The sequence below is a fragment of the Kitasatospora sp. NPDC022785 genome (genome assembly GCF_055561295.1).
The window spans coordinates 171688-190501 of the sequence record NZ_JBVHHB010000016.1 but is presented as its reverse complement, the minus strand read 5'-3'; the positions used below and the strand labels follow the sequence as shown (position 1 = coordinate 190501).

Sequence of the window (18814 nt, the reverse complement as noted above, 5' to 3'; positions counted from 1 at the left end):
CCTACGAGGTGGGTCGGCGTTGTTCGGCGAAGAAGCGGCCGCTCGGGCCGCCGGCCGGGAGGTCGGCCAGGTCCGCGATGAACCGGGCCGCCTCCTCGGGCAGTTGCTGCTGACCGGGCATCATCCGGGTCCGGACCCGCCCGGGGTTGACGGCGTCGACCCGCACACCGGTGCCCTCGGTGTGGCCGGCCAGCAGCGTGGTCAGCCCGTTGAGGGCGCTCTTGGAGAGCGAGTAGCCGGGGGCGCCCGCGAACAGCCGGCCGCCGAACTCGGCGGTCGTGCCGCTGGAGAGCACCAGCACCTGGCCCCGGCCCCGGCGGACCATCGCCGGGACGAACGCCTGGACCACCCGCCAGGTGCCCAGCAGGTTGACCCGCAGCGTCTGTTCGACCAGGTCCAGCGGGACGCTCAGCGGGTCGGTGCGGGCGTCCAGCAGCACCCCGGCGTTGCAGATCAGCAGGTCGACCGGCCCGGCCGCCGCGGCGGCGCGCTCGACGCTCTCCGGGTCGGTGGTGTCCAGGGCCTGCCAGCGGGTGCCCAGCTCGGCGGCGGTCGCGCGGGCGTCCTCGGCGGAGCGGGCGGTCAGCACCACGTCGGTGCCCCGCCGGTGGAGTTCGGCGGCGACGGCCCGGCCGATGCCCCGGTTGGCGCCGGTGATCAGCGCGGTGCGGCGCGCGGGGCCGTCCGGTCCGGCGGTCACGGCTTCACGTCCATGTCACGGTCTCCAGTCCCCGCCGGGTCAGCGGAAGCGCAGCGGCAGGTACTTGACGCTGTTCATGAAGTTGGTCGCCGGCCGGACGGGGTCGGCGGTGAGTTCCAGGCGGGGCAGCAGGTCGACCACGCCGTCCAGGAACTGGCGCAGCTCCATCGCCGCCAGGCCGTTGCCGATGCAGACGTGCGGGCCGCCGCCGCCGAAGCTCACGTGCTGGTTGGGGGTGCGGCCGACGTCGAAGCGGTCCGGGTCGGCGAAGACCGTCTCGTCGCGGTTGGCGGAGCTGTACCAGAGCACCACCGTGTCGCCGGCCGCGACGGGCTGTCCGGCGATCTCGGTGTCGGTGACGGCCCGGCGGGCGAAGTGGGTCACCGGGGTGACCCAGCGCAGCACCTCGTTGGCGGCCGACGGCACCAGGCTCCGGTCCGCGCGCAGCCTGGCGAGTTCGCCGGGTGCCTCCAGCAGGGCGAGGACCGCGCCGGTGACGGAGCAGTAGGTGGTTTCGATGCCCGCGGTGATCAGTGTGGAGGCGAAGAGGCCGACCTCGTCGGCGGTGAGCCGGTCGGGCAGGCCGAGCCGGTCGGCGCCCTGGAGCCGGGCCGCGAGCAGCAGCGAGAGGCAGTCGTCGGCGGGGTGCGCGGCGCGGTGGCGGGCGAAGTCCAGCAGGTACTCGTGGATCAGCTGGAACGGGTTGCCCCCGCCGCCGTCCGCCCCGCCCCCGCCGCCCTCGCCCTCGGCCTCGTCGCCGAGGTTGACCGTGCGCCGGGCCCAGCCGAGCATCATGGCGCGGTCCCGGTGGGGGATGTCCAGCAGTTCGAGCAGCACCTCGAAGGGCAGCCGCAGTGCGATCGTCTCGGCGAGGTCGAAGGTGCCCTGCTCGCGGGCCTCGGCGAGCAGGCTGTCGACGATCCCCCGGACCGGCCCTTCCAGGGCGGCCAGCCGGGCGGGGGCGAAGGCCTTGAAGGTGAGTTTGCGGATCCTGGTGTGGTCGGGGCTGTCGAGGAAGGTGATGATCGGCGGGCTGGGGTCGACCTTGCGGATCGAGGTCATGGTGGTGGGGCTGGAGGAGAAGGTCCTGGCGTCCCTGGAGACGGCGGCGACCTCGCCGTGGCGCACCACGTGCCAGAGCGGTTCGCCGTCGGTGTCGACGCCCTTGACCAGGCCTTCGGTCTGCCGCAGCCGGCGGAAGTACGCGTGCGGGACGCCGTCGGCGAAGGAGGCCGGATCCATCAGGTCGAGGTCCTGGTCGGTCATCGGGCTGCCTTTCCGGCGAGACGTGCCGGCGCGCCGGCGCAGCAGTCGGCGAACGCGATCTCGTGCCCGACGCCCTCGGCGAAGTGGTCGATGAGCAGGCGGCGCTGCGCCGGGGTGGCGGCGGCGCCGGCGCGGTCGGCGAGGTCGCGGAACGCCTGGACGGCGTACCGGTAGGACTCGCCGGGGTGGTAGGCGGTGATCCACGGCAGGTAGCGGGTGCCGGGCTCGGCGTGGTCGCGCAGATGGTCGGAGACCTCGGCGTTGAACCAGACCATGGGCAGCAGGGCGCCGAGGCCCGCGTGGAAGGAGTGCGCGGCGGAGGTGGTGAAGAAGACGGCGTGCGCCGCCACGGCGGGTTCGGCGGGGCCGTCCCCGCCCGGGGCGGGCAGCCGCAGCTCGTCCGCGAGCGCGCCGTAGGCGGCGCGCAGCCCGTCCCGGGCCTCCAGGGTGCCGAGGACGGACTGCGCGAGCAGCGCGGTGTCCGCGTCGTCCCGGGCGGACGCGGCGCAGCGGGCGAGTGCGCGGGCGTAGGCGGGCAGCAGGTGGCCGGTGTCCTGGCGGACGAAGCGGGCCAGGGCCTCGGCGGGCAGGGTGCCGCGCCGCAGGCCGGTCCAGAACGGATGGTCCAGCACCCGGCGCAGGGCCGGTGCGCTGATCTCGGCGAGTTCCCGGTGCAGCATCGCTCTCCCTCTCGGCGTCGTCGGCCCTCGGGTGGGGACGCTAGGCAGACGCGCTCGAAGGAGCCTGGGGCCCGCCTCGACGGCGGGTGGTGCGCGGCGGGTCAGTCGAGGTCGGCGGCGGGGCCGGCGAGTGCGGTGAGCTCCTCCCAGGACCAGGTCAGTCGAGGTCGGCGGCGGGGCCGGCGAGTGCGGTGAGCTCCTCCCAGGACCAGGTGAGCCGGCCGGCCTCGATGTCCTCGACGACGGCGGTGAGCCAGGCGAGTTCGGCGGCGGCCATGGTGCGCTGGTAGTCGGTCTCCAGCAGGACGACCCGGCCGAGTCCGTCGTCGCTCTCCTCGGCGAGGGTGGCCTCCAGCTGCTCCAGGGTGCGGGTGACGGCCCGGACGCGGCGTTCCAGGACGGCGCGGGTCTCGTCCGGGGTGAGCATCAGCGCGAACGAGAGCGCGACGGGGAACTGCGGGAACTCCTGCTTGGGGGTGCCGAGCATGTCGAGCAGCCAGGCCCGGGTGGTCTCCCGGCCGGCCTCGGTGACCTTGTAGAGGGTGCGTTCCGCGTACTGCTGGTCGCGTCCGACCTCGTGCACCTCGACCAGGCCGGCGGCCTGGAGCCGCTCGATGGTCCGGTAGATGCCGGCCCGCTGGTTGACGTTGACGACCTGGTCCTTGCCCCACTGCTTGATCAGCCGCTGCATGCCGTAGGGGTGCAGCGGCTGGTAGTGCAGCAGCGACAGGACGGTCAGGGCGAGCGGGGAGCTGCGGAGTGCGGTGTCGGCCATGGGCGCATCGTACGGCCGCGCCACCGTCCCCCGGCAACTAGTCATCGTCGAACCAGTTGACATGGAACTAGTTGCACTGCAACTATGAAGAAGTCAGCACGGAAGCTCACCCGGACAGGAAGGACCCACCGAGATGACCGCCACCGAGCGCATCCTCGCCGACCACACCGTGACCAAGCGGCTGGGCAACTGGACCGGCGCGGACAGCTTCGACGTCCGCGGCCGCGACGCCAGCATCGTCCTCGACCTCCGCTCCCCGGACGTCCCGGACGACCTCCAGTTCCACCTCGACCTGCACCGGACCACCGTCAAGCTGCTGGTCTCCGACGGCGACACCCTCGACCACTGGGACGTGACCTGGCCGGCCAAGGGCCGGCTCAAGGACGCCCAGGGCCCGACCGGCAAGACCGGCCGCCGGATCCACCTGTACGGCACCGCCGTCAACAGCGAGATCCGGGTCCACCGCGGCGGCGTCGCGATCGTCTCGGCGATGCTCTCCCGGGAGTACCTGGACGACGCGCTGGCCGCCCGCCGCGAGGGCCGGCACACCACCGTCGACGACCCGTCGCGCGCGGTCTGACGGCATGCCGAAGGCCGGCCCGTGGCGGGAGGGGATGCCACGGACCGGCCTCGAATCGGCCTGCGGAAGCGCCTGGGGAACGCGGAACGGCGTTGCGGAACGGCCGGAGGAACGGCGGAACGGCCGGAGGAACGGGCGTACTACCAGGTGACGGGAAGCTCGTGCGCCCCGTGGAACACCTTGGACTCGCCGGCCGTGCGGACCTTCTCGGGCGGCACCGCGAGCCGCAGGTCCGGCAGCCGGCGCAGCAGCGCGCGGAACGCCAGCTTCATCTCCACCCGCGCCAGCTGGGCGCCCAGGCACTGGTGGACGCCGTGGCCGAACGCCAGGTGCGGCGCCTGCGCCCGGGTCAGGTCCAGCCGGTCGGGGTCCGGGTACTGCTCCGGATCCCGGTTGGCGGCGGCCAGCGAGACGATCAGCGTCTCGCCGGCCCGGACGGTCCGGCCCCCCACCTCGAGGTCGGCGCGCGCCGTCCGGGTCAGCCCGAACTGGACGATCGTCAGGTAGCGCAGCAACTCCTCCACCGCGCCGTCCAGCAAGGACTCGTCACTGCGCAGCAGCTCCGCCTGCTCCGGGTGGCTCAGCAGCGCGAACGCCCCGAGGCCGAGCATGTTGGCCGTCGTCTCCAGCCCGGCGATCAGCAGCAGGGCCGCGATGCCCACCACCTCGTCGTCCTCGAGCGGGGTGTCACCGTGCAGCAGATCGCTCAGGATGTCGTCGCGACGGTCGGACCGCCGCTCGCGGACCAGGTCGGCCAGCCCGCCGTAGAGGCCGTCCCGGGCCTCCCGCAGCGGATCCTCGGCGACGTCGAGCGAGAGCATGGTGAGGATCCACCGCTGGTAGTCCGGCCGCTGGTGCTCCGGAATGCCCAGCATGCCGGTGATCACCCGGGTCGGAACGGGCTGGGCGAACCACTCGACCAGGTCGGCGGGCGCGCCGTGCGCGATCATCGCGTCCAGCTGCTCGTCGATGATCCGTTCCAGTTCCGGGGTGATCTCGCGGCACCGCTTGCGGGTGAAGTAGCGGCTCACCAGGCGCCGGTAGCGGCTCTGCTCCGGCGGGTCCAGCGCCGAGAACACCCCGGGCGGGACGTCCAGTTCATCCTCGGGGAGCGGCAGTTCGGTGGCCGGCGTGACCTGGATCAGTGGCGGACTGGTCCTCGGGTCGGCGAGCGCGGCGCGGACGTCGTCGTACCGGGTGGCCAGCCAGCCGACCCGGCCGCCGGGCAGCCGGAGCCGGCTCACCGGCCGCTCGGCGCGCAGCCTCGCGTACTCCTCGGGCGGGTCGAACGGGCACCCCCGCCGCGACGGCAGGGTCATCGGGTCGGGAAGCGGTCTCTCCATCAGCACACCTGTGTCTCGAATCGGCCGGCTCAAGGGGCCGGACGCGTCTCAAGGGCCTCGGCCGGTCGGCCCGCCGTCAGACCGGCCGGTACTCCAGCAGCGCGACGTCGCCGGGGACCGGCTCGTTGGCGCGCGCGAACCCGGCCGCGCCGGCGATCCGGTCCCACTCCGCCAGACCCCGCTCGCGGCCGCCGAGCACGGCCAGCGACTCGACGTCGATCAGCTTGCCCACGTCCCACTCCCCCGGGCCGCGCAGCAGGTTCTCCACGATCAGCAGCCGGGCGTCGCCCTCGCCGACGGCGGCGCGGACGGAACGCAGGATCAGCTCGGCCTTGGCGTTGTCCCAGTTGTGCAGGGTGTTCTTGATGAAGTAGGCGTCACAGCCGCCCGGCACCTCGACGAAGAAGTCCGTCGGCACCACGCTGATCCGGTCGCCCACCCCCGATCCGTCCAGCACCTCCTTGGCCTCGGCGACGGTGTGCGGCTGGTCGGCCAGCACACCGGTGGTGCCGGGGAACCGCCGGAGCAGCTCGACCAGGAAGTGGCCGCGGCCGCCGCCCACGTCGGCGATCCGGCGGAACCGGCCGAAGTCGAACTCGTCGAAGATCCGGTCGGTGCCCGGGTAGCGGTTCTGCAGCATCGCCCGGTCCAGCACCGCGGCCTTGTCCGGGTTGGCCTGGGTGTACTCGTAGAACGGCGCTCCGAAGGCCTCGACGAACGCGGCCTCACCCGTCCGCAGGGAGTGCGCGACGTTCTCGTACGGGCGCCAGAGCATCGGGTCCGAGGCGAACAGGAACATGTCCCGGATACCGCCCTCGGCGTCCGAGACCAGGCCCTCGGAGACCGGCCGCAGCGCGAACCGGCCCTCCCGGTCCTCGTCCAGGACACCGGCGGCGGCGACGGCCCGCAGGACGCGGTAGAGCGCGTCGGCGTCGGTGCCGGTGGCCGCGCTCAGCTCGGCCGCCGTGCGCGGGCCGCCGGCCAGCGCGTCCGGCACGCCGACCTCGACGATCGCGCGCAGCGCGCCGATCGCCCACTTCGCATAGATGAATCCGAGTACCTGCTGGCGCGGTGGCAGGCCCTGGTCGAACCAGCCGGCCATGCCCGGGGTCTCGGGTGTGCTGCCCTGCGCGTTCATCGTCGTACACCTCTCGGTCGGCGCTCCGGCCGCCCCAGAGTCCGGCCGCCCGCTCGAAGCGGCGTCGCGCAGCGGTCGAGCGCCGGACGGGTCCACCGGCGGTCGAGGGGTTCTCGAAGCACCCCCCGCACGCTGCCGGGGCTACCCCTACCGACGGAAGGAGACGCCCGTGTGCGGTATCACCGGCTGGGTGGACTTCGGGCAGGACCTCGCACAGCGGCGGCCCGTACTACGGGCGATGACCGCGGCACTGGCCGACCGTGGTGTCGACGGCGAAGGCCTCTGGCTGGGCGGCGCCGCCGCGCTCGGTCACACCCGTACGGCCGTCATCGACCTCGACGGCGGCGCGCAGCCGCTGGCCGCCGAGGAGGACGGCCGGACGGCCGCCGTGATCGTCCACAACGGTGAGATCTACAACTTCCGGCAGCTGCGCGACGAACTGACGGCCCGCGGCCGCCGGTTCCGCACCCGCTCCGACACCGAGGTGGCCCTCCAGGCGTACCTGGAGTGGGGGCCCTCCTTCGCCGAACGGCTGGAGGGCATCTTCGCGTTCGCCATCTGGGACGTACGCCGGAACGAACTGGTGCTGGCCCGGGACCGGTTGGGCGTCAAGCCGCTCTTCTACGCCGAACTGCCCCAGGGCGTGCTGTTCGGCTCCGAGCCGAAGGCGCTGCTGGCGCACCCGCAGATCCGCCCCGTGGTGGACGGCGACGGGCTGCGCGAGCTGTTCTCGGTCGCCAAGCAGCCCGGCCGGGCGGTCTTCCGCGACATGCGGGAGCTGCTCCCCGGCCACACCCTGACGATCGGCCGCGGCGTCGCCCGGCTGCGCCCCTACTGGACGCTGACCGCCCGCCCGCACACCGACGACCTGAAGGACACCGTCGCCACCGTGCGCGACCTGCTGCACGACATCGTGTCGCGCGAACTGGTCGCCGACGTGCCGCTGTGCACCGCGCTCTCCGGCGGCCTGGACTCCAGCACCGTCACCGCGATCGCGGCGGGCCTGCGCCGGGACCGGGACGGCGAGCGCACGCGCACCTTCGTGACCACCTTCGACGACTACGTCGAGCGATTCCAACGCGACGACGTCCGCTTCTCCCCGGACGAGCCGTACGCGATCGAGGTCGCCCGGCACGTCGACTCCGACCACGTCAACATCCGGCTGGACCCGAAGACCCTGATGGACCGCCGGACCAGGCTCGACGTGGTGCTGGCCCAGGACGGCCCCTCCACCCTCGGGGACATGGACACCTCCAACTACCTCACCTCGCGCGAGATCAAGCGGCACTCCACGGTGGCGCTGGTCGGCGAGGTGGCCGACGAGATCTTCGGCGGCTACAACTGGATGTTCAAGCCCGAGTGCATCGCCGCCGACACGTTCCCGTGGGTGGTCAACGAGGGCCTGCACCCCAGCAACCGGGGCGGCCAGGGCCGTGACCTCTTCGGCACCGGCTTCCTCGACAAGCTGGACATGGCCGGCCACTACGCCGACACCTACCGCGAGGCGGCCGCACAGGCCCCGCACCAGGACGGCGAGAGCCCCGAGGAACACCGGATGCGCACCATCGGCTACCTCACCCTGACCCGGTGGCTGCCGATGCTGCTGGACCGCGGCGACCGGCTCTCCATGGCGAACGGCCTGGAACTGCGGGTGCCCTACGCCGACCACCGGCTGGTCGAGTACCTCTACAACACGCCGTGGAGCCTCAAGACCCACGACGGCCGGGAGAAGTCCCTCCTGCGGGACGTCGCCCGCGACCTGCTGCCCGTCTCGGTCCTGGAGCGCAAGAAGAGCCCGTGGCCGGTCACCCAGGACCCGGCGTACACCCGGATGCTGCACGCCGAACTGGCCGCGCTGGTCGCCGACGACAGCGCGCCGATCCTGCCCTACCTCAACCTCGACGCGGTGCGGCGCACCCTGGCCGCGCCCGGTGAGGCGCACGACTGGCCGAGCCGGATGCACCTGGAGATGGCGCTGCAGTTCAACACCTGGCTCACGCACTACGACATCGAGCTGGCGCTCTGAATGGAGACCGAGATGACCGACCCCGCCGGCGGCCCGATCGCCGACGAACGCCTGGACCCGCGGATCGCGCACGCCCAGGAGGTGTACACCAAGGGCAAGCTGGCCATCTACGACAAGTGGGTGCTCGGTCTGTTCTGCTCGGCGGTCTGGCGCTGCCCGGCGCACGTGATGCGCCGGCTGTACGACACCGAGGCCGGCCGGCGGCACCTGGACATCGGCCCCGGCACCGGCTACTTCGTGGACCGCTGTGAGTTCCCCGTCCCCGACCCGGAGATCACCCTGCTCGACCTGAGCGAGGAGTGCCTGACCATGTCGGCCCAGCGGCTGGCCCGCTACCGGCCGCGGACCTGCCAGGCCAACCTGATGAACCGGCTGCCGCTGCCCAAGGGGCACTTCGACTCGGCGGCGATGAACCTGGTCTTCCACACCATCCCCGGCGGCTGGGACACCAAGGGCGTCATCCTCGGGCACGTCGCCGAGACGCTGCGGCCCGGCGGGGTGCTCTTCGGCACCACCGTGCTCGCCGAGGGGGTGCCGATGAACCGCTTCACCCACAAGCTGCTGCTGGAACAGCACCGGCGCGGCAACTTCCAGAACCAGGGCGACGACCCGCAGGGCCTGGAGCGCCAGCTCGCCAAGTACTTCCCGGACTACACGGTGCGGATCCGGGGCGCGGTGGCGGTCTTCAAGGGCATCGCCGGCTGACGGCGCCCACGCCGAAGGCGCCGGCCCCCGGAAGGGGGCCGGCGCCTTCGGCGTCCGCCGGGCCGGATCAGGCCTTGGCGGACAGCACCTCGCGCAGCGCACCGGCCAGCGCGGCCGCCGGATCGGCCGGCAGCTCCTCGCTGCGCCAGGCCACGTACCCGTCGGGGCGGACCAGCACCGCGCCGCCGTGCCCGAGCCGGTAGCGGGCGGCCCAGTTGGCCTCGACGTCGACCAGGTCGGCACCGGCCGAGGCGGGACCGACCCGGTAGGCCCGCACCGGGACGGACGTGTGCGCCGACGCCTCCGCCGCCGCCCGCGTCCACTCGTTCCCGGCCGGGCCGGTGACCAGCGTGAACGCGTCGTGGAAGAGGTCGTGCACGCCGATCCGGCGGCCCTCGTGGTCCAGCCACAGGTGCGGTGCCCGGGAGCCGGGCCGCGCCCGCTGCTCCACCTGCTCGCCGATCACGCCGGTGTGCTCGGCCCCCAGGGTCGCCGAGGAGCTGTACAGCTGCGCCAGGATGCACAGCGTCGGCTCCAGCGGGTCCTCCTGCGGGGTGGGCCCGAAGCGGGACTCCTGGCTGCGCACCGTGAGGTCCGCCAGTTCGACCGCCACCGCGCGCCGCTCGGCCTCGTAGCTGTCGAGCAGCGCGTCACCGGCCTGGCCCTTGACCACCGCGGCGAGCTTCCAGGCCAGGTTGTGCGCGTCCTGGACGGCCGAGTTGGCGCCCAGCGCGCCGGCCGGCGGCCAGACGTGCGCGGCGTCGCCGACCAGGAAGACCCGGCCCGCCCGGTAGGCGTCGGCGACCGCCACCGCCTCCTCCCAGGCGGCCTTGTCCAGCACCTCGACCGGCTGGTCCCGGCCGATCAGCGCCTTCGCGGCCTCGGCGCACCGCTCGACGGTGTAGTCCTCCGGGGACTCCACCGCCGGGTCGTAGGTGAGCGCCACGCCCCACTGGCCGGGCACCGCGTGCGTCACGAAGCCGCCCGACGCGCCCGCCCCGCCGATGATCCAGAACAGCGCGGTCTTCGTCATCAGGTCCGACAGGTCGGCCTTGATCACGAAGGAGACGTAGGAGCGGATCGCTCCGCGGCCGGAGCGGGCGATGCCCACCTGCTCCCGGATGGTGCCCCGGTAACCGTCGCAGGCCACCAGGTACTGGGCCCGCACCGTGCGCCGGTCTCCGGTCGCCCGGTCCTCGACCACCGCGGTGACGCCCTCGTCGTCCTGCTCGATCTCCACGCACTGGGTGTAGTGCCGGATCTCGGCGCCCTTCTCCCGGGCGGCGCCGGCCAGCACCGGCTCCACGGTGCTCTGGTCGGCCATACCGAACTCGCCCGCGGTGAACTCGGGCAGCGCCCGCGGCGAGTCCTGCTGCATGATCCAGTTCCACTCGGAACTCAGGTTCGCGCAGCGCACCACTCCGGAGTCGGCGTCGAACGGCCGGCCGGCCTCCTTGATCAGCGGCTCGATGCCGAGCGGACGGTAGATCTCCATGGTGCGCGGGTTGATGCCGCGCGCACGGCCCTGGACGGCGACGCCAGCGTGCCGGTCGACCAGGAGGGAGCGCACGCCGTGGTGCGACAGGAACAGCGAGGTCGCCAGACCCGCGTACCCGCCGCCGACGATCAGTACGGGCACGGTGTCGTCGTAAGAGCTCACGTTCGTCATTTCCTTTCCGATGGGATTTCGGCCCAGCTCTGCAACTGCCAGGCCGCCTCGCAGAAGGCCAGCTCGTAGCGCGCGCCGTGCAGGAAGCTGTCCACGAGGACGGACACCTCGGCGCCGGACGCCCGGCGGCCGAAGTCGTCGATCACCCCCAGGTAGGCCTCCACGTAGCCGTGGAAACCGTCCTCCGGGCAGTACTGGTCGATCCACTCGGCGTAGCGGGCCCCGGGGACCGCCCGCGCCCGCAGATCGAGGCACACCTTCTGGTGGAACCAGATCATCGGCAGCAGACCGCCGAGGCCGGCGGCGTACGAGGCCGTCGAGACGGAGGTCAGGAACGACGTCTGCGCCAGCGTCGCCGGTCCGATGCCGCGCACCGGCCCGAAGCCCCCGAACCGCTCGGCGAGCGCGGTCAGTTCGCGGTCCATCCGGGTGAGCGACCCGAAGGTCGCGGCGGCGGCCCCGGCGAGCAGCTCACCCGCTCCGGCCGGCTCCGCCAGGGCCGCCGTCCGCGCCAGCGCGCGCGCGTACGCGGGCACGGCCCAGTGGAAGTCCTGCTCGGCGAAGTGCCACAGGACGGCCGGCGGGAGGCTCCCCTCCCGCAGCCCGGCCCAGAACGGATGCTCCACCACCTGCGCGACCAAGGGCTCGGCGCAGAGCCACAGTTGCTCCCGCAACGCCACCGGCACCGCCCCCGTCGTACCGCTCTCGCCAGCCGTCAGCGGATTCGTACCAGTCATCGTCAACCTCGAAACTCGACCATGGCGCTAGAGCGCCGCTTGAGCGGTCCTCGAGCCGCGCCGGGAGCCCCGCCCCTCGGCGGGGCGCGCCACCCGGGCCGGCGGACCGCGGGACACCCGGGCGGTGCGGTCAAGGGGCCGTGAACGCCGCCCGGTGGCGCGCCAGCCAGGCGTCGAAGGTGCCCGGCGGCCGGCCGGTGAGGTCCTGGACGGTGGGCAGCGGCGTGCCTCCCCGGGCCGGGTCCGGATCGGCCAGCGCGTCCAGCAGCCCGTCCGCGAAGGCGGGCGGCAGGCCGCCGCCGGTCATCGCCTCGAAGGCGGCCCGCCGCGGCGCCTCGACGTACCGCAGCGGGTGCCCGAGCAGCGCGGAGAGCCGCTCCGCCTGCTGCGGCGCGGTCAGGGCCTGCGGCCCGGTGAGCCGGTAGACCCGGCCGCCGTGGCCGGCGGTGGTCAGGCAGACCACCGCCGCCGCCGCGACGTCCGCCGGGTCGACGACCGCCCGCGGGACACCGCCGTACGTCTGGTGGACGGCCCGTTCGGCCAGGACCGAGCCCCGCCACTGCAGGACGTTGGACATGAAGCCGGCCGCGCGCAGCGCCGTCCACTCGGCGCCCGTCCGGGCGAAGTCCCGTTCGGCCGTGGCGTGGGCGAGCCCGTAGGAGCCCGCCGCCGGGCGGTCCGCCGCCACCGAGGAGAGCTTGACCACCCGGCGGACCGGGCGGCGGCGCAGTTCGGCGGCGAGCAGGGCCTCGTGGCGCGGGGCGTCCGGCCCGGCCGTGAGGACGAAGAGGGCGTCGACGCCGTCGAGCGCCGCCCGCACCGACTCCGGCCGGTCCAGGTCCCCCTCGGCCACCTCCACGCCGGGGCCCAGGCCCGCCCGGGCGGCGTCGCGGGTGAAGGCCCGGACGGGCCGCCCGGCGGCGGCCAGGCCGGCCGTCACCAGCCGGCCCACCGTGCCGGTCGCACCGGTGACCAGGATCATCGCGGTTCGCCTCCCGCCACGGGCGTCCGCCCCGGGACCGCCGGCGGGTGCCACCCGCCGACCGCGGCCAGGCCCCGCTGGCTCTCCCGGGGCTCGGCGCGGCGCAGGCCCGCGTTGCGCCGGAGCAGCCGCCAGCGGCTCTCGGTGAGTTTGAACTCGCCCATCCGGCGGGAGGATTCGGCGATCGACTGGGACCGCGGGCGGCGCTGCGCGTCGTACTCCGCCAGCGCCGCACCGGGATCGTCGGCGCCGGCGAGCAGCGCGCTGAGCACGGCCGCGTCCTCCAGCGCCTGGCAGGCGCCCTGGCCGAGGTCGGAGGTCATCGCGTGGGCCGCGTCACCGAGCAGGGCGACCCGGCCGCGGACGTAGCCGGGCAGCGGCCGGGCGAGTTCGAAGACGTCGTGGTGGAGCACCCGGCCGGGCGGGGTGGCCCTGATGAGCCGCGGGATCGGCCGGTGCCAGGAGCCGAAGCGCCGGGCCACCTCCGCGTGGTTGTCCGGGTAGCGGGCTCCCTCGGGGGTGTTGGCGACGGCGAACCAGTAGACGCGGTCCGGGCCGAGCGGCATCCGGCCGAACTCCAGGCCGCGCCCCCAGGTGCTGCCGCCCGGCTCACCGCCGCCGTCCACGCCCTCCGCGATGCCGCGCCAGACGCTGTGCCCGCTGTAGACGGGCGGCGGCACCTGCGGCCAGAGCTCGGCGCGGATCCGGCTGAACGCCCCGTCGGCGGCGATCACCACGTCGCCGGCGGCGGTCCGTTCGCCGTGCGGCGTGCGGTAGACGGCGGCGGCGCCGTCCCCGAGGCCGACCACGCCGGTGACCTCCGCGCCGGTGTGCAGCGCGCCGTCCGGGAGGGCCGCGCGCAGTGCGCCGTGCAGCTCGGGCCTGGTCAGCACCGCCAGCGAGAGGCCGTGCTCCCGCAGGAAGTCCGGGTCGGCGGGCGGCTGGAGGCGGCGCCCGGAGGCGAGCCGCAGGCCCTCGCCGCCGGGCGCCATGGTGGCCGCCGTGCGCAGGACGTCCCCGGCGCCGAGTGCGGTCAGGGCGCGCTGGGCGTTGCTGAGCAGGGAGAGGCCCGCGCCCGACTCACGCGGCTCGGGGGCGCGTTCCAGGACGGTGACGTGCCATCCGGCCCGGTGGAGGCCGACGGCGGCGGCGAGGCCGCCGATGCCGCCGCCGACCACGACCGCGGTGCGGCCGGTCCGGGCGGACGTCACCGTAGGACCGCCTCGGCGAGCAGGTCGAGCTGCCCCGGGTCCGCGGTGACGGGGAGCAGGAACAGTTCGTCGCAGCCGGCGGCGGTGTAGCCGTCGACGACGGCGCGCAGGGTCTCGGCCTCGGTGATCGCACCGGCCGCGAGGTGCTCGGCGAGCTTGCCCATGTAGGCGTAGTAGCCGAGCATGTGCTCGCGGGCGTGCTCCTTGCCGCCGGGCCCGAGCGCCACGTAGCAGTTGGCGCCCATCCGGGGCGTGCCGGTGCGACCCTCCTCGTCCCAGAGCGCGCGGAAGCCGGCCACCTGGTCGGCGAAGCGCTGCGGCGGGCCGCCGGGCGAGATCCAGCCGATGGCGTGGCGGGCGGCGCGGCGAAGGCCGGCCGGCGAGTGGCCGCCGCCCCAGAGCGGGATGTCGCCGTTGACCGGGCGGGGGCCGACGCCGGGGGTGGGGCCCTTGCCCGCCCAGATCTCGCGGAGCTCGTCGAGCATGGTGTCCAGCCGGCGGCCGCGGGTGGTGAAGTCGGTGCCGGTGGCGGCGTAGTCGTCCTCGCGCATGCCGGCCGAGACGCCGAGCACCAGGCGGCCCTCGGAGATCCGGTCCAGGCTGGCGAGCTGCTTGGCGAGTTCGACGGAGCTGGGCCGGTAGGCGGGCAGCAGGATGGCGGTGACCAGCTTGATCCGGGTGGTGACCGCGGCGGCGGCGGAGAGCGCCACCAGCGGGTCGTAGCTGTCGTACACCACGCGGTCGGTGACGGTCAGGCTGGAGAAGCCGAGGCTGTCGGCGCGGCGCGCGTACTCGACCAGTTGGCTTCCGGCGGCGCCGGGCACGCCGGTCGGCAGGCAAACCCCGATGTCCACTGTTGTTCTCCTCTGGCTGTGGGCGGGCGGGTCAGTCGTCCCGGTCCGCGCTGCGGTAGGCGTGCATGGCGTCGGCCATCCGCTGTCTGCGGGCCGGCACCCTGGCGGTGAGGGCGAGTTGGGCGCGAAGCCCGGCGAGCACCAGGCGGCCGAGGTAGGGGCGGTGGATCGGCTGGTCCCCGCCGGTCTGCCGCTTGGAGGCCAGTACGGCGTCGAAGCCGTACCGGATCATCCTGGTCTCGTAGCCGCGGACGGCGTCGTGCAGGCTGAGCCGGCCCTCGCGGAAGGCGGTGAGCTCACGGGTGAGCAGGGCGGCGTCGCGCAGCGCGGTGTTGGCGCCGACGCCCTGGCCGGGCGTCATGGTGTGGATGGCGTCGCCGAGCAGGGTGACGTTGCCGGTGGGCCACTGCGGGACCGGCACCGAGGTGCGGATGTTGATGGGGAAGCAGGTGCTCGGGTCGGCGCGGCGGAACAGCTCGCGCAGGTCCGGGTGCCAGCCGCGGGTCATCTTCAGGACGAGGCCGATCAGCTCCTTGCCGTCGAGCGTGAGCACGTCGGCGGGGAACTTGTCGGTCGCGGCCCAGAAGCCCCAGTTGAGGTAGTCCCGGGTGTTGTCGAAGAGCAGCCCCGGCCACTGGGCGACGAGTTCGGCGTCGTTGCCGCCGATCCCGTCCTTGGGCCGGCCCTCGCGGTCCCAGGGGAACTCCATGGTGTGCAGGATGCAGGTGTGGCCCTTGGGGGCGAGGACCAGGCCGATGCCCTGGCGGACCGGCTCCGGGAGCAGGGCCAGCGTCTCCGGGGTGGCGGGCACCTTGGCGGCGATCGAGATGATCCCGGCGTCCTCCACCCGGGCGTGCGGCAGGAACTGCCGGCGCACCCGGGAGCCCGCGCCGTCGGCGGCGACCAGGAGGTCCCCGGTGTCCTCGTCGCCGCCCTCGAAGTGGGCGGTGATCCGGCCGTCCGGGCGCTGCTCGTAGCGGGTGAAGGCGTGGTCGAAGGTGACCACGTCCTCCATGCCGGTGAAGAGCACCTGACGCAGCGTCATCCGGCTGACCGAGCGCTCGCCGCTCTCCTCGTCGACGGCGGGACGCACCGGCAGGTCGATGCTGGTGCGCAGCTTCTCGGTGAGCATCACGAAGTGGCGCGGCGGACGGGCGCAGGTGGCCTTGAAGGTCTCGTACAGCTCCGGGGCCAGCAGCCGCTTCAGTGCGGTGCTGCCGTCCGGGCCGATGCCGACGCGGTAGCCGTGCAGGCCGGCCGAGCGGGTGCGGTCGCGTTCGTGGACGGCGACCTCGAAGCCCGCCCGGCGCAGGCCGTGGGCCAGTGCCATGCCGCCGGTTCCGGCGCCGATGACCAGGACCTTGAACGGTGCCGCGGTCACCTCGCCCCACCGCCCCGGGGGCCCGTTCCGTCCTCGCCGTCCACGCCGGGGCCCTCGACCCGGATCGAGCGGGTCGGGCAGCCGCGCCGCGCGCGCAGCAGCTCCCGGCGCAGCCCGTCCGGCGGCGTCCCGTCCAGGACCACGACACGGCCCTCGGCGTCCTGGTCGAACACCTCGGGGAGCCGGTAGACGCACAGGCTGCTGGTGACGCAGCTCTCCCGGTCGGCGGTGACCCTCAGCGCGCCCATCGCCGTCACCAGCTGACCGGGATCTCGGTGTACCCGGCGAGGAAGCCGCCCTCGGGGCGCTTCAGGTCCTCGCCGGGCACCGCGAGCCGCAGTCCGGGGAAGCGCCGCAGCAGCGCCTCGGTGGCCTCCTGGAGCTCCATCCGGGCGAGCGCGGCGCCGGCGCAGAAGTGGATGCCGGCGCCGAACGTCAGGTGGTGGTTGTCGGTGCGGCGGATGTCGAGGGTGAGCGGGTCCTCGAACTCCTCGGCGTCCATGTTGGCCTCCTGCGAGAGCAGCACGGTGGAGTCCTTGGGGATGACCGTGCCGTCGAGCAGTTCGATGTCCTCCTCGGCGTAGCGCAGGGTGCCGAGCGAGGTGCCCATCATCTGGTAGCGGAGCAGCTCCTCGACGGCGGAGGGCACCAGCGACAGGTCGGCCTTGAGGTCGGCGGTGACCTCGGGCCGGTGCAGCAGGACGGCCATCCCCGTGCCCAGCTGGGAGGCGGTGGTGACGTAGCCGGCGATGAGCAGGGTCTTGACCCAGTGCTGGAGCTGGTAGTCGGTGAGCTTCTCCGGGTCCTCGCGGCTGATCTCGATCAGCTCGCTGATCAGGTCGTCCCCGGGGGCGCTTCGCTTGGCCTCGATCAGCTCGGAGAGGTAGTCCCAGTACTGCCGGCGGCACTCGTCGACCTGGTCCTCCGGCAGCCGGGAGACGGAGAGGAAGCCGTCGATCAGGCGGCGGAATTTCGCGCGGTCCTGCGGGGGGACGCCGAGCATGTGGCAGATGACGAGGATCGGCAGCGGGTAGGCGAACGCCTCCATCAGCTCGGCCGGCCGCGGCCCGGCCTCCATGCCGTCCAGCAGCTCGGCGACGATCTGCTTCACCACCGGGCGCAGGGCCTCCAGCCGCCGGGCGCTGAACGCGCGCATCACCACGGCGCGTTCGGTGAGGTAGCGGGGCGGGTCGTTGTCGATGTTGGGGTCGCCGAACAGGTCGTTGCTGGCGGAGACCCGGGAGGCCCGGCCGAAGGTGTTGCGGCTGAGCCGCACGTCCGCGAAGAGCCGTCGGACGTCCTTGTAGCGGGTGACCAGCAGGGCGGGCTCGCCGCTGGGCAGCTCGATCTCCAGCAGCGGCCGCTCGCGCAAGGTCGTCCACGACGCCGGGATCTCCGGTGCCGGGGCCCACGCAAGGGGATACCCGACGGGGCACGACTCGGTCATGGCTGAACCGCCCTCTCCTGCACGATTGTTCGGACCGGGCCAGCGTGCTGACAGGCCCTGGGGGGAGGCTCGAACGCCGGTCAAGCGGCGAGGTGACCGGGGGTGCTCCGACGGCGGCCCAGCGGCGGTCGAGCGGTCCTCCATCGGGCGCTGCCAGATTCCGGCCGGTATCTCCGAACGGAATCCAAGGGAGCGCTATGACCAGCCAGATCCCCACCCAGCCGGCGACCGCGGCGGAGTACCTGCCGCTGGCCTTCGGATTCGCCCTGCACCAGATCGGCGCCACGGTGTCGAGTCTCGGCATCCTGGCCGCGGTCGCCGAGCGGCCCCGTACCGCCGAGGAGCTGATCGAGGCCACCGGCGCCCACCCGCGCAGCCTGCGCCGGTTGCTGCACGCCGCCGTCAAGGCCGGGCTCCTCGCCCTGGACGGCGACGGCTACCGGGCCACCGCGGTGGCCGCGCACTTCGGCCCCCTCTCCGACATGCACGCCGCGCCGCCGGTGTGGCGGGCCTGGGAGGTGCTGGAGGAGTCGGTGCGCACCGGCCGGTCGGCCTTCGACATCGCCAACGGCGCGCCGCTGTTCGACCACTTCAAGACCGATCCGAAGCTGGCCGCCACCTTCCACGCCGCGATGACCGGCGGCAGCGACGTGCAATCCCCGGCGATCGTCGACCACTTCGACTTCTCCCGGTTCGAGCACGCGGTGGACGTCGGCGGCGGGCGCGGGACCCTGCTGGCTGCCGTGCTGGGTGCCAACGCCGGTCTGCGCGGCACCGTGTTCGACACCGCGAACGGCGTGGTGGAGACCGCCGGGGTGCTCGCCGAGGCCGGCCTGCAGAGCCGCTGCGGGATCACCGTCGGCTCGTTCTTCGAGTCCGTCCCCGCGGGCGGCGACGTCTACCTGCTGAAGAACATCCTGCACGACTGGAACGACGAGGAGTCGGTGCGGATCCTGGGCAACATCCGCGAGGTGCTGCCGGAGGGCGGCCGGGTCGTGGTGTTCTCCTCGGTCCTCTCCGAGGGCGGCGCGGACGAGGACCCGGCCGACGCGCTGGGCGCGGCCATCTCCGACATCGAGATGCTGGTGATGACCACCGGCCGGGAGCGCACCCTGGCCGAGTACCGGGCCCTGTTCGAGGCCGCCGGGCTGGAGCTGACCGCCGCCACCCCGCTGCCCTGCCCGTACCAGTACCACGCGCTGGAGGCCGCGCCCGCCGCGTCCTGACGGCCTCCCGGCGCCGCCCCACGCCGCGCCCCGCCCCTCACCGGGCGGGGCGCGGCCGTGCCGGGCGGCGGCCGGGCTGCTCGACCGCCGCCCT

Annotated in this window: 18 protein-coding genes; 4 read left to right on the top strand and 14 right to left on the bottom strand. The window is 73.9% G+C overall.

Going from position 1 to position 18814, the window contains the following annotated elements; genetic code table 11:
• Window position 1: 1 nt before the first annotated feature.
• The 4 genes from ACZ3YO_RS24270 to ACZ3YO_RS24255 form a co-directional block, all read right to left on the bottom strand.
• On the bottom strand, window positions 2-700 hold the full coding sequence (locus ACZ3YO_RS24270; RefSeq protein WP_465572774.1) for an SDR family NAD(P)-dependent oxidoreductase: 699 nt from the start codon (window positions 698-700) through the stop codon (window positions 2-4).
• A gap of 39 nt (window positions 701-739) precedes the next feature.
• Complete coding sequence (locus tag ACZ3YO_RS24265; RefSeq protein ID WP_465572772.1) at window positions 740-1966, bottom strand: cytochrome P450; 1227 nt, start codon at window positions 1964-1966, stop codon at window positions 740-742.
• Window positions 1963-2646, bottom strand: a complete 684-nt coding sequence (locus ACZ3YO_RS24260; protein WP_465572769.1) for a TenA family protein — start codon at window positions 2644-2646, stop codon at window positions 1963-1965. Before ACZ3YO_RS24260 ends, ACZ3YO_RS24265 begins: the two co-directional genes overlap by 4 nt.
• 157 nt (window positions 2647-2803) lie before the next feature.
• Window positions 2804-3421: a PadR family transcriptional regulator gene (locus ACZ3YO_RS24255; RefSeq protein WP_465553256.1), complete on the bottom strand. Its 618-nt coding sequence runs from the start codon at window positions 3419-3421 to the stop codon at window positions 2804-2806.
• A 133-nt stretch (window positions 3422-3554) separates the two neighbouring features.
• Between ACZ3YO_RS24255 and ACZ3YO_RS24250 the strand changes: the two genes are divergently transcribed.
• Window positions 3555-4001, top strand: coding sequence for a hypothetical protein (locus tag ACZ3YO_RS24250; RefSeq protein ID WP_396325725.1), 447 nt, complete (start codon window positions 3555-3557; stop codon window positions 3999-4001).
• Between the two features lie 140 nt (window positions 4002-4141).
• Here ACZ3YO_RS24250 and ACZ3YO_RS24245 read toward each other — a convergent pair whose 3' ends face one another.
• The gene (locus tag ACZ3YO_RS24245) at window positions 4142-5344 is read right to left on the bottom strand and encodes a cytochrome P450 (RefSeq protein WP_465572765.1); all 1203 of its coding nucleotides are present in this window, start codon (window positions 5342-5344) and stop codon (window positions 4142-4144) included.
• A 76-nt stretch (window positions 5345-5420) separates the two neighbouring features.
• The gene (locus tag ACZ3YO_RS24240; protein WP_465553261.1) at window positions 5421-6482 is read right to left on the bottom strand and encodes a methyltransferase; all 1062 of its coding nucleotides are present in this window, start codon (window positions 6480-6482) and stop codon (window positions 5421-5423) included.
• Window positions 6483-6651: 169 nt separating this feature from the next.
• On the opposite strand from ACZ3YO_RS24240, the gene asnB reads away from it, so the two are divergent.
• Both asnB and ACZ3YO_RS24230 read left to right on the top strand, forming a co-directional pair.
• Complete coding sequence (asnB, locus tag ACZ3YO_RS24235) at window positions 6652-8508, top strand: asparagine synthase (glutamine-hydrolyzing) (RefSeq protein ID WP_465572762.1); 1857 nt, start codon at window positions 6652-6654, stop codon at window positions 8506-8508.
• A gap of 12 nt (window positions 8509-8520) precedes the next feature.
• On the top strand, window positions 8521-9213 hold the full coding sequence (locus tag ACZ3YO_RS24230) for a class I SAM-dependent methyltransferase (protein WP_396325721.1): 693 nt from the start codon (window positions 8521-8523) through the stop codon (window positions 9211-9213).
• 67 nt (window positions 9214-9280) lie between these two features.
• Here the strand turns inward: ACZ3YO_RS24230 and ACZ3YO_RS24225 are convergent, their stop codons facing one another.
• The 8 genes from ACZ3YO_RS24225 to ACZ3YO_RS24190 form a co-directional block, all read right to left on the bottom strand.
• Window positions 9281-10873, bottom strand: a complete 1593-nt coding sequence (locus ACZ3YO_RS24225; protein ID WP_465572759.1) for an FAD-dependent monooxygenase — start codon at window positions 10871-10873, stop codon at window positions 9281-9283.
• A 5-nt stretch (window positions 10874-10878) separates the two neighbouring features.
• Window positions 10879-11619: a TenA family protein gene (locus tag ACZ3YO_RS24220; RefSeq protein WP_465572756.1), complete on the bottom strand. Its 741-nt coding sequence runs from the start codon at window positions 11617-11619 to the stop codon at window positions 10879-10881.
• 130 nt (window positions 11620-11749) lie between these two features.
• Window positions 11750-12601 (bottom strand): NAD(P)H-binding protein, encoded by an 852-nt coding sequence (locus ACZ3YO_RS24215; RefSeq protein ID WP_465572753.1) that lies wholly within the window; start codon window positions 12599-12601, stop codon window positions 11750-11752.
• On the bottom strand, window positions 12598-13812 hold the full coding sequence (locus tag ACZ3YO_RS24210; RefSeq protein ID WP_465553272.1) for an FAD-dependent monooxygenase: 1215 nt from the start codon (window positions 13810-13812) through the stop codon (window positions 12598-12600). The genes ACZ3YO_RS24215 and ACZ3YO_RS24210 overlap by 4 nt, the downstream gene beginning before the upstream one ends.
• Entirely contained in the window at window positions 13809-14666 is an 858-nt protein-coding gene (locus ACZ3YO_RS24205) for an LLM class flavin-dependent oxidoreductase (RefSeq protein ID WP_465553274.1), read from the bottom strand. The genes ACZ3YO_RS24210 and ACZ3YO_RS24205 overlap by 4 nt, the downstream gene beginning before the upstream one ends.
• Before the next feature lie 31 nt (window positions 14667-14697).
• Window positions 14698-16047 carry an FAD-dependent oxidoreductase gene (locus ACZ3YO_RS24200; protein ID WP_465572749.1) on the bottom strand — a complete coding sequence of 450 codons (1350 nt, stop codon included), beginning with the start codon at window positions 16045-16047 and terminating at the stop codon, window positions 14698-14700.
• A complete protein-coding gene (locus ACZ3YO_RS24195) occupies window positions 16044-16295 on the bottom strand; it encodes a ferredoxin (RefSeq protein WP_465572747.1) in 252 nt (83 codons plus the stop codon). The genes ACZ3YO_RS24200 and ACZ3YO_RS24195 overlap by 4 nt, the downstream gene beginning before the upstream one ends.
• Before the next feature lie 5 nt (window positions 16296-16300).
• Window positions 16301-17494 carry a cytochrome P450 gene (locus ACZ3YO_RS24190; RefSeq protein ID WP_396325713.1) on the bottom strand — a complete coding sequence of 398 codons (1194 nt, stop codon included), beginning with the start codon at window positions 17492-17494 and terminating at the stop codon, window positions 16301-16303.
• 197 nt (window positions 17495-17691) lie between these two features.
• Here ACZ3YO_RS24190 and ACZ3YO_RS24185 point away from each other — a divergent pair, with 197 nt between their 5' ends.
• Window positions 17692-18720, top strand: a complete 1029-nt coding sequence (locus ACZ3YO_RS24185) for a methyltransferase (protein WP_465572743.1) — start codon at window positions 17692-17694, stop codon at window positions 18718-18720.
• Window positions 18721-18814 lie beyond the last annotated feature (94 nt).